Source organism: Rhizobium sp. BT-226 (assembly GCF_025847085.2).
Taxonomy (GTDB): Bacteria; Pseudomonadota; Alphaproteobacteria; order Rhizobiales; family Rhizobiaceae; genus Rhizobium; species Rhizobium sophorae.
Genome location: NZ_JAOYTI010000002.1, coordinates 1,183,522 through 1,196,376, shown reverse-complemented (window position 1 = coordinate 1,196,376; position 12,855 = coordinate 1,183,522). Strand labels below are relative to the sequence as shown.

The following is a 12,855-nucleotide window of genomic DNA, read 5'->3' as shown; positions in this document are numbered from 1 at the left end:
AACGGAGGACATGGACATGCGCAAGAAAAAAGCCATCGTCGAGGCGGCGCTCGAGTCCGAGTACGAGCGCCAGGCACTGGGGATCATGAATACGGAGCAAGCTCTGAAGCTTGAGGATTCAGACGGACTTGTCTTCAGTCATCCGGATAAAGAGGCTGGCGTGACGGATCATTTTGTTGATCAAGATGAGCTGCGCCGTTTGGTGCGGCGGTCAACCTCGCCGCATCCCCTATTGCAATCGCAGGCTCGTACGACACGTTCGTCCTGAACTTCAGGCAATCATGTAGCCGCCGTCCACCGGCATCGATATGCCGTTCACCATGGCAGCCTGGTCGGACAGCAGGAAAAGAACAACCTCGGCGATGTCAGCCGGCTCAGCGAAACGACCGACGGGAATTCGCTTCATCATCCCCGCGGCTTTCTCGGGATCGCTCCATGCCTTCACCGCCATTGGCGTCAACGTCACCGTTGGGTGGACGCCGTTTGCGCGGATGCCGTGAGGTGCGAGCTCCTTTGCCATGACGCGCGTCAAGCCATCCAATCCACCTTTCGACGCACAATAGGCAGCGTGGTCGGGGATGCCGACGAAGGATGCGACCGACGAGACATTGACGATGGCGCCCTTGCGGTCCTCCTTGATCAGCGAGCGGGCATATTCCTGGGCGACGATCATCGGAGCACGCGTGTTGACCGCGACGAGACGGTCGAATGCTTCGACGGTTGTCTCCAGGAATGGCTGGAGCTCGGTGGTGCCGGCGCAATTGATCAGGAAATCTGCGGGAAGAGCAGCGATCGCCGCCTGTCTGGTCGCATTGGCGTCTGCGAGATCGACCTGGATGGCCCGGCAGCCGAACTCCCCGCGTAGCGCGTCGACGTCGGCAGCACTGCGGGTCAGGGCAACGACCTGCGCACCCCGTTCGACGAGCATCCTTACAATTTCGCGTCCGATGCCTTTTCCGGCGCCGGTCACGATCACCGTCTTTCCTTTGAACTCCATGGGTCGTTCTCCTAAAGTCTCTGGCCTGTTTCCCGATCGAAGATATGCGCACGTCGGGGATCGATGTGGAAGTACATCGTCCGTCCGGGGTCGACCTCGATACGCTCGCGGATCAGGGCGTCGATCGGCACGCCTCCCGTGCGACCGAAGATCAATGTCTCCGAACCCGTGGGCTCGAACACCGAGACTTCGACCGGAACGCCTTCTTCGCCGATCGTGATGTGCTCTGGTCGGATGCCGTAGGTAACGGCTCTTCCTTCATCTGCATTCGTATCGGCCATCGGAAGGGTTATGCCCTGGTCGGTGACGACGATCTTCCTGCCGTCGCGGGTGGCTATGCGGCCCTGAAGGAAGTTCATCGATGGGCTGCCGATGAAGCCGGCGACGAAGAGGTTTACGGGGAAGTCGTAGAGATCGAGAGGCTTGCCGATCTGCTCGACCCTGCCGTCGCGCATCACCACAATCTTGTTGGCCATCGTCATCGCCTCGATCTGATCGTGCGTGACGTAGACGGTGGTGGTCTTCAGCCGCTGGTGAAGCTCCTTGATCTCGACGCGCATGGTGACGCGGAGCTTGGCGTCGAGGTTCGATAATGGCTCGTCGAACAGGAAGACCTTCGGATCTCGGACGATGGCACGACCCATCGCCACGCGTTGACGCTGTCCGCCTGACAGTTGCTTCGGATAGCGGTCGAGATAACGCGTCAGGTCGAGGATCTCGGCCGCCCTGCCGACCTTCTCGTCGATCTCCGCCTTCGGCCGTTTGGCCATCTTCAGCGGAAAGCCCATGTTCTCGGCGACCGTCTTGTGAGGATAGAGCGCATAGCTCTGGAAAACCATCGCGATGTCACGTTCCTTTGGAGGAGCGTCGGTGACGACACGGCCGCCGATCCGGATGTCTCCGCTGCTGACCGTCTCCAGCCCGGCGATCATCCGGAGCAAGGTGGACTTGCCGCATCCGGAGGGACCGACCAGAACGACGAATTCGCCATCCTCGATGTCGACGCTGACGCCGTGCATGACCTGAAGCGCGCCATACCTCTTGGTGACGTCGCTAACCTGTACGTTTGCCAATGTCGTTTCTCCCTAAAGCAGCGCAGTTTGTGTTTTGGTGTTGTCGACGGAATTCATCATCTCATCCCTTCCAGACGATGTAGGCGCCAAGGACTGCCGAGATCGCCGCCGCGAACCATACCGAAAGCCCGAACGGCTCGATGAACCGCATCCAGAACAGGGAGAGCGCGACCCAGATCACGATCGAGATGAAGAGCCGGTCGAACCAGTTCGTTTCGATCGGCAGAAATCCCGGCTTGCGTTCGTTATTTCCTGATTGAGACGTCATTGTTTCATCCTTTCACGGCGCCGAAGGTCAGGCCGGCGACGATGTGACGCTGCACTATCGAAAAGACGATGAGCGCCGGAACCAATGTCAGCATTGAGATCGCGGCCATGATGCCCCAGGCCGTCCCCGTCGTCGTCACATATTCCGACAAGCCGGTGGTCAGGGTTCGCGCATGGAAATTGGTGAGCGTCGCCGCCAGCAGGTATTCGTTCCACGCAAACACCCAGGTCAGGATCAGCGTCACCGCAAGTCCGGGCCGTGCCAAAGGAAAGATGATATCATAGAGGACGGTCCATGGGCTCGCGCCGTCCATATAGGCCGCCTCGTCCAATTCCTTCGGAATGCCTTCCACGGTCGGGCGCAACGTCCAGATGGCGAAGGGAAGGTTGAAGGAGCAATAGACCAGGATCATGCCCAGCTTGGAATCTGCGAGCGAGAAGTCGCCGATCTTGTAGACCTGCGTCAGCAGCAGGAAAAGCGGCAGCAGGAAGACCGCCGGCGGCGCCATGCGGTTGGTGATCGTCCAGAAGAAGATGCTTTCCTTGCCGGCGAGGTCGAAGCGCGTCAGGGCGTAGCAGGCAAGGAAGCCGAGCGTGGTGACGAGCAGCGCGTTGCCCGACGAGATGATCAGCGAGTTGAGCATGTATCCGCGCAAGGTCGGATTGGTCAGCACGTCCTGGTAGTTCTTCCAGAAGAAGCTCCGGAGAATGACATCAGGCGTCGAGAACAGGTCGAAGGGCTGTTTCACCGATATGACGAAGAGCCAATAGATCGGGAAAAGGGTCGCGAGGCTTATCAAGGTCCACAGGACGACCGGAAGCCAGGGAAAACGGGTCTTCATCGCTTCAACCTCTCTTCACACGGGGCGCTATCAAACCGACGTAGAGCAGCCAGCAGACGACGATGGTGAGATAGAGGACGATGACGGAGATCGCCGAACCGTAGCCGTAATTCGTCTTGGGAAAGACTTCCCTGAAGATATGGACGCCGATGTAGCGCGTCGAAGAACCCGGACCGCCGCCGGTCAGCATCAGGACTTCGTCGACGGTGCGCAGCGCGTCCATCAGCCTGATGAACACCGTGGCGAGCAGGGCCGGGCGGATCAGGGGGAGCGTGATGTGCCAGAAGATCTGGCTCTTGCCGGCGCCGTCGATCTGCGCCTGCTCGAACGGGTCTGAAGGAAGCGAGACGAGTGCGGCGATCAGCGAGAGGGTGACGAGCGGCGTCCAGTGCCAGATGTCCATGATGACAGTGACGGTGAAGGCCGCGACGGCGCTCTGGCCGATATTCAGATCGTAGCCGAACCAGCTCCTCAGAAGATAGGGAATGATGCCGATGGACGGGGTGGTCATCAGCTTCCAGACTGAGCCGACGATGATCGGCGCCATGATCAGTGGCAGAGTATGGATCGTGCGAAACACCGCTTTTCCGGGAAAGTCCTTGAGCAGCGCCTGGGCGAGGATGTAGCCGAGGACCAGCTCCGACACGACCGCGAAGAAGACGAATGTCAGGGTTATGCCGAGCGATGCCAGGAACTGCGGGTCGAAGACGAGCCGCCGATAGTTCTCAGCCCAGTTGAATATCATGCCCGGATTGGCCGCAAACGGGTTCCATGAATGGAAAGAGACCCAGAGGACGTAGATGAACGGAAAGATCCCGAACAGTCCGAGGATCACTATGGTCGGTGACAGCAACAGCCACCCGAGCTTCTGCGAATGCATCGCCTATCCCCCATTGAACACTATGTAGACGTCCGCTCCCTCAGGGAGCGAAAGATGACGGGTCGTCGGAACGACCCGTCAGTTGGGGAGGATGTTTTATTTGCGATAGCCGAGCGAGGTGAGCTCCTCTTCGGCCTTGGCCGCCATCTGGTCGAGGCCTTCATCAGGCCCGATCTTGCCGGTCAGGATGTCGTAGAAGATAGGCGCGGTCGCTTCACGCACCTGAGCATGGAAGGGGTAGGGGGGAGCGCCGGCGAAGAGCTTGCCGTCGTCCTTCAGCATCGTGTAGAAGCCGCCGAGCTTGGCGTCCATCTCCTTCACCTTCGGATCGTCGAACGTCGCAGTATTGGTGATGCGCGGTGCGGCGATGGCCCAATCGGGCTGCACTTCGTTCTGGCCGATGAATTCGAGGAACAGCAGTGACGCTTCCTTGTTCTTGGACGTGACCGGCACGCCGAAGGCGCCGCCATCGTAGTAGCCGATATAGCCCTTTCCGGCTTTCGCGTCATCCAATACGCCCGGCTCGAGCGGCGGCAGAGCGAAACCGACCTGGCCGACCACCTTCGACTGCGCCGGATCGCTTGCGATCCACGCGGCATTCTCACCGTAGATCAGTCCCTGGGCGACACGGCCTGCGGCAAACGTCGTTGCGGTTTCCGTCCAGGTTGACTGCGTCGATTCCGGAGGAGCGATGTCGCGCAGGTGCAGCCAATACTTCAACGCGGCCTTCGCCTTGTCGCCGTTCATCGCACCGCCATGTTCGACCGTCGCCGCATAATTGTTCTTGGCGTCGATGCCCCAATTGTAGACGCCGAAGGTCGGCGCGATGGACTCGAAGAACTCATACCAGGACGCCGGATGGCCTGTATGTGCCTGGGCGGTCGTGCCCCAGAGCTCCATGCCGTTGTCCTTGCCGTACTTCGTGAAGAATTCGGCGATCTCCGTATATTCCGCGTGTGTGGTCGCCGGCTTCAGGTCCTTGCCGGTTTCCTTCTTGAAGGCTTCCTTGATCTTCGGATCGTCGAAGAGGTCCTTGCGATAGAGATACGCCTTCAGGAAGGCTTCCATCGGAACACCGAAGAGATCGCCGCTCGAGTCCTTGAAGTAGTCGGCAAAGCTGGTGAAGTTGGCGTCGTCGTAGGTCGGCGCCTTCAGATCCGGCTGGTCTTTCAGCGTCTTCGTGATGTCGACGAGGAAATTCCTGGCCAGATAGGAGTAGATGATGTCCTGCTCGATGTAGACCATGTCATAGATGCCGGTCTTGGCTTCCATGTCCTTGATGGCCTTGTCGTACATCTGATCCCAGGACGTCGTCTCGATGTCGACCTTGATGCCGGTCTTCTTTTCGAATTCCGGAGCGAGCACGTTCCTGATGTAGTTCGATGGCGGAGTGCTTTCGGTGACGCCGTGCAGTGTCACGCCCTTGAATTTGGCGCCGGCATCGGACCAGAAGTCAGCCCAGGCCGGCGAAGCGGTGGTGGCGAGGCTGAGCGTCAGCGCAAGCGCGCTAGCCTTCAAAGCATAATTCATTTTCAATCCTCCCAAAGTGCAGCGAGATCATTTCGCCGGTCCTTTGTGTAGGCCAAAAAAACTGACGGCGCAACATTTGTTGTCTAAACATGCAAATCATGGATCTATCCCTTTGATTTTTGCAGAAACTAATTTCCGGTAAAGGACGGATTAAAGCGATGACAAGCGTAAAATATTGCACTGCAAGGTAATTTTGCAGAGCAGCAAAAAAATTGCAGCCAAAATTATTTGTTGTCTTGCCAAACTAAATGGCATAGCACTGTCCGCAGCCAAAGGCATTTTTTGGAGGAAAAGGCTATGCGTCGATTGGGTATCCATTCATTTGTATGGACAGGCGGCCAAACGCAGGAAGGGCTGGAAATGGCCCTCAACAAGACGGCCGAACACGGATATCGCACCATCGAATTTGCCTATCTGCGCCCCGAGAAATTCAATCTCGATCGATTGGCAAAGCTTGCGCAGTCGCTTGACGTGGAGATTGGCGTGACGATGGGCCTGCCACTCGACAGGGACGTATCGAGCGAGGACATGTCTGTGGTGTCCGCCGGCAAGCAGACGCTGGCCGACGCCGTTCGTGCGGTCCGCGATATCGGCGGCAACAAGCTGGGTGGAATTCTCTATTCCGCGCACACCAAGTACAATCGCCAGCCGACGAAGAAGGGCTGGGACAACAGCGTCGCCGCGATCGCCGCGACTGCAGAAGTCGCCAGCCAGGCGAACGTCGATCTCGTGCTGGAGGTTGTCAACCGGTTCGAGACGAACCTGCTGAATACCACGGCGCAGGGGCTGCAGTTCATCGCCGAGACGGGGTCGGAGCATGTCCGTCTCCACCTCGACACATTCCATATGAACATCGAGGAAGCCAATCCGGCCGCGGCGATCCGCCTGGCCGGCGATAAGATCGGCTACTTCCACATCGGCGAGAGCAACCGCGGTTACCTCGGCGACGGCGTCATCAATTTCGATCTGATCTTCGACGCTCTGCTCGACATCGACTACAAGCGCGACGTCGTGTTCGAAAGCTTCTCGACGACGGTCGTGGACGAAGGCCTGTCGCTCGCTTGCGCGATCTGGCGCGACACCTGGGAGGATAATGATCCGCTTGCGGCGCACGCGAAGCGCTATATCGAGCTGAAATATGACGAGGCCAAGCGCCGCCGCGCCACAAACGCGCGGCCCTGATTATCCTTCTGAAAGCCTGTTCCAGTCGTGTAAGGGTTGGGCCGACTGAAGGGAATTGAAATATGAACGACACCGTCTCCATCGGAAGTTCGCCGCGCAGGATCCGACAGAACAATATCGTCGCCGCCTTGCAGACGATCTATGCCCACCGAAGCCTCAGCCGAGCGGATCTCGCCCGGAAGCTCGGGATGAATCGCTCGTCCTCGGGAGAGATCGTCGCCGAGCTGACGGAAAGCGGGTTCGTTCAGGAGTCGGACGAGAGCGGCAAGCAGCGCCTGGAGCATTCCCGTGCCGGTCGTCCGGGCATCATGCTCGAACTGGTACCCGATGCCGCATTCTTCGTCGGGATAGAGATTGGCGTCGAACATATATCGGCTGCAGTTGTCGATCTCTCCGCCGAGGTCCGGGCATGTCGGAAAATCGCGTTCGACACGCCGTCTTCGACGGTGGAGGAGGCCGTGGCGCAGGGCGTCGAGCTCATTGTCGGCGAGATGACGAAGGGGATGATCGGACGGTGCAAGGGTCTCGGCATATCGGCGCCGGCCCACATCCGACCGAACGGAATTGTCACTCTCGCACCCATCATCGGCTGGCGAGAGGTGTCGTTGAAGGAGATTGGGCGGTCTGCTTTCCCGGCCGCCGTCCCGATCGCGGTTGAAAACGACGCCAACGCGTTTGCGATCGGCGACAGCTATCGTCACGGCGTCTCAGGCGTGACCCTGTTCCTGCTGATGGAAACCGGTGTCGGCGGTGGCATCATGATCGATGGCAAGCTATTCCGGGGCGGCCACGGCCTGGCGGGAGAAATCGGCCACACCCTGGTACCGGGAAGCGGCGGTCAGAAGTTTGAACAGCTGATCGGTCGCGAAGTGCTGATCAGGCAGTATCGCGAGGCTATTGGACGTAAGCACGTTGATCTGCAGGAATTCCTTGGCGACGTTCATGACCGCGTCCCGGCCGCGGTCAATATTGCCGAAACCTGGTCGCGCCATCTCGCATACGCATTGCTGCAGGCCTGTCGTCTGCTCGACCCGGACAGGATCGTGCTGGGTGGTTCCGTGGCATCTCTCTACCCGATGGTGGCCGCCCGCGTGGCGGTCCACATGTCGGAGGGCCAGAATATACCTTTCCCCATGCCGGAGATCGTCGTGGACGATGATGCGGAGTTCGGTTCCGCCTTCGGCGCGGCCTGCATGTTGCACCAGCGCTTTCTGTCATTGGAGAGCGAGGAGTTCGGCGGCGAGGACGGTGCGCCGGTCCAATCGGCGACGAGTTGATGACAACTATCGAAAGCGGATTGCAAATGACTTCAGTACTGGCTCCGGACCCGCTCGGTCCCACGGTTTGCGTAGGGGAGATCCTCGTCGAGATCGTCGCCACGACGGTCGGAGACGGGTTTCTTAAAGCCCAGCCGCTTGTCGGCCCGTTCGCGAGCGGAGCGCCGGCGATCTTCATCTCGCAATGCGGGCGCTTCGGCGGCAAGGCCGCAATGGTCGGCGCCGTCGGCGATGACGATTTCGGCCGTGTCAATACTGATCGCCTCAAACGCGACGGCGTCGATGTTTCGACGATCTCGATCGATCCGGATTACCCCACAGGAAGCGCCTTTGTCCGCTACCGCAAGGATGGCTCCCGCGATTTCGTCTATAACATCGCCAAGTCCGCAGCCGCACGCTTCGGCTGGTCTCAAACGGTCGCCGATCTCATCAATCGGAGCGGCCATCTTCACGTGATGGGTTCGGCCCTATCGGTCCCCAGTGCGCGCGCGGTGATCGACAAGGCGGTCGACATAGTCAAGGCGCGCGGGGGAACGCTCTCGGTGGATCCGAACATTCGCAAGGAATTGAAGCTGGACGAGGATACCGAGCGCCGCTTTTCCAAGCTTGTTGCTGCCGCCGATCTGCTTCTACCGTCCGGAGAGGAGCTTGAGCGTGCCGCCGGTGTCGAAGGCGAGGCAGACGCGATCCGCCGCTTGTTCGAGATGGGCGTCAAGGAGATCGTGCTGAAGCGCGGCGCCGACGGCGCGACCTATTTTGGCAGCCAAGGAGACCGCATCGACGCTCCGGCATTTGTCGTTCAAGAGGTCGATCCCACCGGCGCCGGCGACTGCTTCGGCGGTGCCTATCTCACCTGCCGGCGGCTCGGAATGTCTCCGCAGCAAGCTCTGACCTATGCTTCGGCCGCCGGCGCCCGCAACGTGACGGTCCTGGGTCCGATGGAGGGCGCCGGCACTCAGCAGGAACTCGATGCGTTTATCGCTTCAACGGAAAGGCGCCCGTGATGCAGGTGCATCTCAACGAACTGGCCAGGCTGAGGATCGAAGGCCAGCCGAGAGGCGTGACCTCCGTCTGCTCGGCCCATCCGACCGTGCTTCGCGCCGCGCTCCGACACGGGCGGCAACAGGCAAGCACCGTCCTGATCGAAGCAACCTGCAACCAGGTCAATCACCTCGGCGGCTATACCGGAATGACACCAAGCGACTTCGCGTCCCTCGTGATGAAGATTGCGGCGGAGGAAGGGTGCCCCGAAAATCTGATCGTTCTCGGTGGCGATCACCTCGGCCCCAATCCTTGGCGCGACCGCCCGGCGGAAGAGGCCATTGCTGAGGCGGAGAAGATGGTTGCCGCCTATGTCGATGCGGGATTCCGCAAGATTCACCTCGACGCCTCGATGGGCTGCAAGGGCGAGGCGGTGGCGCTCGACGACGAAACCACGGCCCATCGTGCCGCCCGGCTCGCTGCGGTCGCCGAGGCGTCGGCGAAGAAGAGCGGCGGCGCAATGCCGGTTTACGTCATCGGCACCGAAGTGCCGCCGCCAGGCGGGGCCGACCATGCCCTCACGACGATCGAACCGACGGCCGCCGCCGCGGCGCTGAAGACGATCGAAGTCCACCGCCGGATTTTTACCGAGGCCGGACTCGGGCAAGCGTTTGGACGGGCCATCGGTCTGGTCGTTCAGCCGGGCGTCGAGTTCGGCAACCACAATGTCATCCTTTATGACCGCAGCAAGATAGACGCGCTGAAATCGGTGCTCACCGGGGAGCCGCAGTTCGTCTTCGAGGCGCACTCGACGGATTATCAGGGGACCCGACCTTTGACCGCGCTGGTGGAGGACGGCTTTCCCATTCTGAAAGTCGGTCCCGAACTGACCTTCGTCCTACGCGAAGCGCTCTACGCGCTGGATGCGATCGCTTCGGACCTCTTGCCCGATTATGGCCAGCGTCCGCTCTATGCGGCGATGGAAGCGCTGATGCTCGATCAGTCCGGCAACTGGAGCCGCCACTACCACGGCACGAACGCCGAGATGCGCTGGCTGCGGCATTACTCGCTGTCCGACCGCATCCGCTATTATTGGGCGTCGGCTGAAGCTCAAGATGCCGTCCGGCGCCTGTGCGAGGCCCTTCGAGGGCAAACTGTACCGCTGCCATTGCTTTGGCAGCATATGCCGGCCGCACAGGATTTCGCAGATGCGCCGCTCGATCCGGAACAGGTTTTGATCTGGAGAGTGACGAAGAGTCTCGCGGACTACCACGCCGCCTGCGGCGTCGGGAAGAATTGACAATCAGGATCAAGACAGGAGGAAAAATCGATGAACGAATTGAATGGGAAGATTGCGGCGGTCACGGGTGCTGCGTCCGGAATAGGACTCGCTTCGACGGAGGCAATGCTCGCCGCTGGCGCGACGGTCGTGCTGGTGGACCGCGATGAGAAGGCCCTTGGGACGGTTTGCGCCCGTCTTGGCGAGCGCGCTATTCCGCTCAAGATCAACTTGCTGGATCCGGGCGAGTGTGCGGGACTGCTCGAGGGCATTCTGTCGAAGACCGGCAAACTCGACATCCTGCATGCCAATGCAGGCACCTATATCGGCGGCGACCTGATGGAAACCGACCTTGATACCATCGATCGGATGCTCAATCTCAACGTCAATGTCGTCATCAAGAACGTTCGAAACGTCATTCCGCACATGATCGAACGTGGCACCGGCGACATTGTCGTCACCAGCTCCGTCGCCGGACATTCGGCGATTCCATGGGAACCGGTCTATTCGTCGTCGAAGTGGGCGATGACGTGCTTTGTCCAGACGATGCGACGCCAGCTTCTGAAAAGTGGCATTCGTGTGGGGTCGGTTTCTCCAGGCCCGGTGATCAGCGCTCTGCTCGCGGATTGGCCGGAGGAAAACCTTCGCAAGGCCAAGGAGGCAGGGGCTTTGATCGAGCCCAAGGAAGTCGCCGACGCGATCATCTTCATGCTGACCCGGCCGCGCAACGTCACCATCCGCGATATCGTCGTGCTTCCAAGCGCCTTTGACATTTGAGGAGAAGTGACATGAGCTACCAGCAGAAATTTCGTCTCGACGGCGAACGGGCGGTGGTCACAGGCGGAGGGCGTGCGATCGGGCTCTGCTGCACCGAGGCGCTGGCGGAGGCGGGCGCCGCCATCGTCGTTATCGAACGCAGCGAGGCCGACGCCGAGCAAGCGCTTGCTCTCCGGGGCAGAGGCTACGACATCGAAGTCCGGGTCGGCGACGTCACCGACGCGGCCCGAATGGACGCGATCGCGGCTGAGCTCGCCGATGGCGGCCGGCCGGCGACCATCCTGGTGAACAATGCCGGAATTGGCCAGAGTGGCATTCCCGCGCAGGATCTCACCGACGCGGATTGGCTGCGCATGATGGACGTCAATCTGAATGGCGTCTTCTGGTGCTCGCGCGCCTTCGGTCGTCCGATGATTTCGATGAAACGCGGCGCCATCGTGAACCTCGGCTCGATGTCGGGGCACATCTGCAACCGGCCTCAGCCTCAGACGGCCTATAACGTCTCCAAGGCGGCAGTCCATCACCTCACGCGCTCATTGGCGGCCGAGTGGGCGCATCACGGCATCAGGGTAAATGCTGTCGCGCCCACCTATATCGAGACACCGATGGTGGTGGCCGTCGAAGCCAATCGCGAGCGTATTCCGCTCTGGCTCGCCGACACGCCGATGGGAAGAATGGGAACGCCGGAGGAAGTTGCAAGCGCGGTCCTCTTCCTCGCATCGGGCGCCGCCAGCCTGATGACCGGAGCAATCGTCAACGTCGATGCAGGCTTCACCTGCTGGTAGTGCTTGCGTGGGACGAGGCGCGAGCCGCGCCTCGTCCACATTGGTAGGCCGGCTGCGGACAAATCAACGAATGTGGAAACGTTACCACATTTTCTTGACTCGCAATTCTGCTCCGTTTATTCGAATGTGGAAACGTTGCCATATCTGGGAGGAGCTTCATGAAATCCGCGCGGTTGAACCGACTTTTCGGCGTGTCTGGAAATTGTTTTGACGTTGCTATCGATCACGGCATGTTCAATGAACGAACCTTCCTCGCCGGCATCGAGAACATGAAGACGGCCATCGAGGTGATCGCGCAGGCGGCGCCGGATGCCATTCAGCTGCCGCCGGGGACGGCACCCATGCTGCAGGCTATTCCCGGCAAGCATCGCCCGGCGCTGGTGCTGCGCACCGACATCGCCAACATCTACGGCAATCCCCTGCCGTCTCAGCTGTTTTCCGAAATGATCGACAGGGCGGTGGAACAGGGCGTTGCGTTGGATGCCGCCTGTGTCGTCGTCAATCTCTTGATGCTGCCGGACCAGCCGGAAGTCTACCGCGCCTGCGTGCGAAATGTGAACAGCCTGAAACGCGAATGCGAGATCTACGGCATGCCGCTGATGGTCGAGCCGCTCGTCATGCAGGACAATTCCAAGGGCGCCTACATGGTCGATGGTGTGATCGACAAGATCCTGCCGCTTGTGCGCCAGGCGGCCGAGCTCGGCGCCGATATCATCAAGGCCGACCCCTGCGACAATGTCGAGGAATATCACCGCGTGGTCGAAATCGCCCAGGGCCTGCCGGTGCTCGTGCGCGGCGGTGGCCGCGTTTCGGATCAGGAAATCCTGATCCGCACCAAGCAGTTGATGGAGCAGGGCGCCCGTGGCATCGTCTATGGCCGCAACGTCATCCAGCATCACAATCCCGGCGGCATGACGCGGGCCTTGATGGCGATCGTCCATGACAAGGCTTCCGTCGAGCAAGCCTCGCTGCATATTGGCTGACG

General features: G+C 60.3%; 14 protein-coding genes. 8 read left to right on the top strand and 6 right to left on the bottom strand.

The features are described from left to right. Nucleotides 1–10 precede the first annotated feature (10 nt). Nucleotides 11–268 carry a hypothetical protein gene (locus tag OIU37_RS16110; protein WP_064647809.1) on the top strand — a complete coding sequence of 86 codons (258 nt, stop codon included), beginning with the start codon at nucleotides 11–13 and terminating at the stop codon, nucleotides 266–268. Nucleotides 269–271: 3 nt separating this feature from the next. Here OIU37_RS16110 and OIU37_RS16105 read toward each other — a convergent pair whose 3' ends face one another. The 6 genes from OIU37_RS16105 to OIU37_RS16080 form a co-directional block, all read right to left on the bottom strand. Further along, a complete protein-coding gene (locus OIU37_RS16105) occupies nucleotides 272–997 on the bottom strand; it encodes an SDR family oxidoreductase (RefSeq protein ID WP_264258044.1) in 726 nt (241 codons plus the stop codon). Nucleotides 998–1,008: 11 nt separating this feature from the next. Beyond that, entirely contained in the window at nucleotides 1,009–2,070 is a 1,062-nt protein-coding gene (locus tag OIU37_RS16100) for an ABC transporter ATP-binding protein (RefSeq protein ID WP_264258043.1), read from the bottom strand. A gap of 61 nt (nucleotides 2,071–2,131) precedes the next feature. Continuing rightward, nucleotides 2,132–2,338: a DUF2160 family membrane protein gene (locus OIU37_RS16095; protein ID WP_027686047.1), complete on the bottom strand. Its 207-nt coding sequence runs from the start codon at nucleotides 2,336–2,338 to the stop codon at nucleotides 2,132–2,134. A gap of 4 nt (nucleotides 2,339–2,342) precedes the next feature. Next, nucleotides 2,343–3,179, bottom strand: coding sequence for a carbohydrate ABC transporter permease (locus OIU37_RS16090; protein ID WP_264258042.1), 837 nt, complete (start codon nucleotides 3,177–3,179; stop codon nucleotides 2,343–2,345). Nucleotides 3,180–3,183: 4 nt separating this feature from the next. After that, entirely contained in the window at nucleotides 3,184–4,059 is an 876-nt protein-coding gene (locus OIU37_RS16085) for a carbohydrate ABC transporter permease (protein WP_003545408.1), read from the bottom strand. Between the two features lie 96 nt (nucleotides 4,060–4,155). Then, entirely contained in the window at nucleotides 4,156–5,589 is a 1,434-nt protein-coding gene (locus OIU37_RS16080; RefSeq protein ID WP_171601646.1) for an extracellular solute-binding protein, read from the bottom strand. 297 nt (nucleotides 5,590–5,886) lie between these two features. Between OIU37_RS16080 and OIU37_RS16075 the strand changes: the two genes are divergently transcribed. The 7 genes from OIU37_RS16075 (at nucleotide 5,887) to OIU37_RS16045 (ending at nucleotide 12,853) form a co-directional block, all read left to right on the top strand. Further along, on the top strand, nucleotides 5,887–6,771 hold the full coding sequence (locus OIU37_RS16075) for a sugar phosphate isomerase/epimerase (RefSeq protein WP_264258041.1): 885 nt from the start codon (nucleotides 5,887–5,889) through the stop codon (nucleotides 6,769–6,771). A gap of 62 nt (nucleotides 6,772–6,833) precedes the next feature. Beyond that, nucleotides 6,834–8,048 (top strand): ROK family transcriptional regulator, encoded by a 1,215-nt coding sequence (locus OIU37_RS16070; protein ID WP_264258040.1) that lies wholly within the window; start codon nucleotides 6,834–6,836, stop codon nucleotides 8,046–8,048. A gap of 26 nt (nucleotides 8,049–8,074) precedes the next feature. Further along, a complete protein-coding gene (locus OIU37_RS16065) occupies nucleotides 8,075–9,052 on the top strand; it encodes a sugar kinase (protein ID WP_264258039.1) in 978 nt (325 codons plus the stop codon). Continuing rightward, nucleotides 9,052–10,329, top strand: a complete 1,278-nt coding sequence (locus tag OIU37_RS16060) for a D-tagatose-bisphosphate aldolase, class II, non-catalytic subunit (protein ID WP_180694254.1) — start codon at nucleotides 9,052–9,054, stop codon at nucleotides 10,327–10,329. The genes OIU37_RS16065 and OIU37_RS16060 overlap by 1 nt, the downstream gene beginning before the upstream one ends. Nucleotides 10,330–10,359: 30 nt before the next feature. Further along, a complete protein-coding gene (locus tag OIU37_RS16055; protein ID WP_180693827.1) occupies nucleotides 10,360–11,085 on the top strand; it encodes an SDR family oxidoreductase in 726 nt (241 codons plus the stop codon). 11 nt (nucleotides 11,086–11,096) lie between these two features. Further along, entirely contained in the window at nucleotides 11,097–11,870 is a 774-nt protein-coding gene (locus OIU37_RS16050; protein ID WP_180693826.1) for an SDR family NAD(P)-dependent oxidoreductase, read from the top strand. Nucleotides 11,871–12,028: 158 nt separating this feature from the next. After that, nucleotides 12,029–12,853 carry a class I fructose-bisphosphate aldolase gene (locus OIU37_RS16045; protein WP_180693825.1) on the top strand — a complete coding sequence of 275 codons (825 nt, stop codon included), beginning with the start codon at nucleotides 12,029–12,031 and terminating at the stop codon, nucleotides 12,851–12,853. Nucleotides 12,854–12,855 lie beyond the last annotated feature (2 nt).

Excerpts from the sequence above, each read along its gene's own strand:
- OIU37_RS16110 (WP_064647809.1), top strand. The coding sequence starts at position 11 with ATGGACATGCGCAAGAAAAAAGCCATCGTCGAGGCGGCGCTCGAGTCC.
- OIU37_RS16105 (WP_264258044.1), bottom strand. The coding sequence starts at position 997 with ATGGAGTTCAAAGGAAAGACGGTGATCGTGACCGGCGCCGGAAAAGGC.
- OIU37_RS16095 (WP_027686047.1), bottom strand. The coding sequence starts at position 2,338 with ATGACGTCTCAATCAGGAAATAACGAACGCAAGCCGGGATTTCTGCCG.
- OIU37_RS16090 (WP_264258042.1), bottom strand. The coding sequence starts at position 3,179 with ATGAAGACCCGTTTTCCCTGGCTTCCGGTCGTCCTGTGGACCTTGATA.
- OIU37_RS16085 (WP_003545408.1), bottom strand. The coding sequence starts at position 4,059 with ATGCATTCGCAGAAGCTCGGGTGGCTGTTGCTGTCACCGACCATAGTG.
- OIU37_RS16080 (WP_171601646.1), bottom strand. The coding sequence starts at position 5,589 with ATGAATTATGCTTTGAAGGCTAGCGCGCTTGCGCTGACGCTCAGCCTC.
- OIU37_RS16075 (WP_264258041.1), top strand. The coding sequence starts at position 5,887 with ATGCGTCGATTGGGTATCCATTCATTTGTATGGACAGGCGGCCAAACG.
- OIU37_RS16070 (WP_264258040.1), top strand. The coding sequence starts at position 6,834 with ATGAACGACACCGTCTCCATCGGAAGTTCGCCGCGCAGGATCCGACAG.
- OIU37_RS16065 (WP_264258039.1), top strand. The coding sequence starts at position 8,075 with ATGACTTCAGTACTGGCTCCGGACCCGCTCGGTCCCACGGTTTGCGTA.
- OIU37_RS16060 (WP_180694254.1), top strand. The coding sequence starts at position 9,052 with ATGCAGGTGCATCTCAACGAACTGGCCAGGCTGAGGATCGAAGGCCAG.
- OIU37_RS16055 (WP_180693827.1), top strand. The coding sequence starts at position 10,360 with ATGAACGAATTGAATGGGAAGATTGCGGCGGTCACGGGTGCTGCGTCC.
- OIU37_RS16050 (WP_180693826.1), top strand. The coding sequence starts at position 11,097 with ATGAGCTACCAGCAGAAATTTCGTCTCGACGGCGAACGGGCGGTGGTC.
- OIU37_RS16045 (WP_180693825.1), top strand. The coding sequence starts at position 12,029 with ATGAAATCCGCGCGGTTGAACCGACTTTTCGGCGTGTCTGGAAATTGT.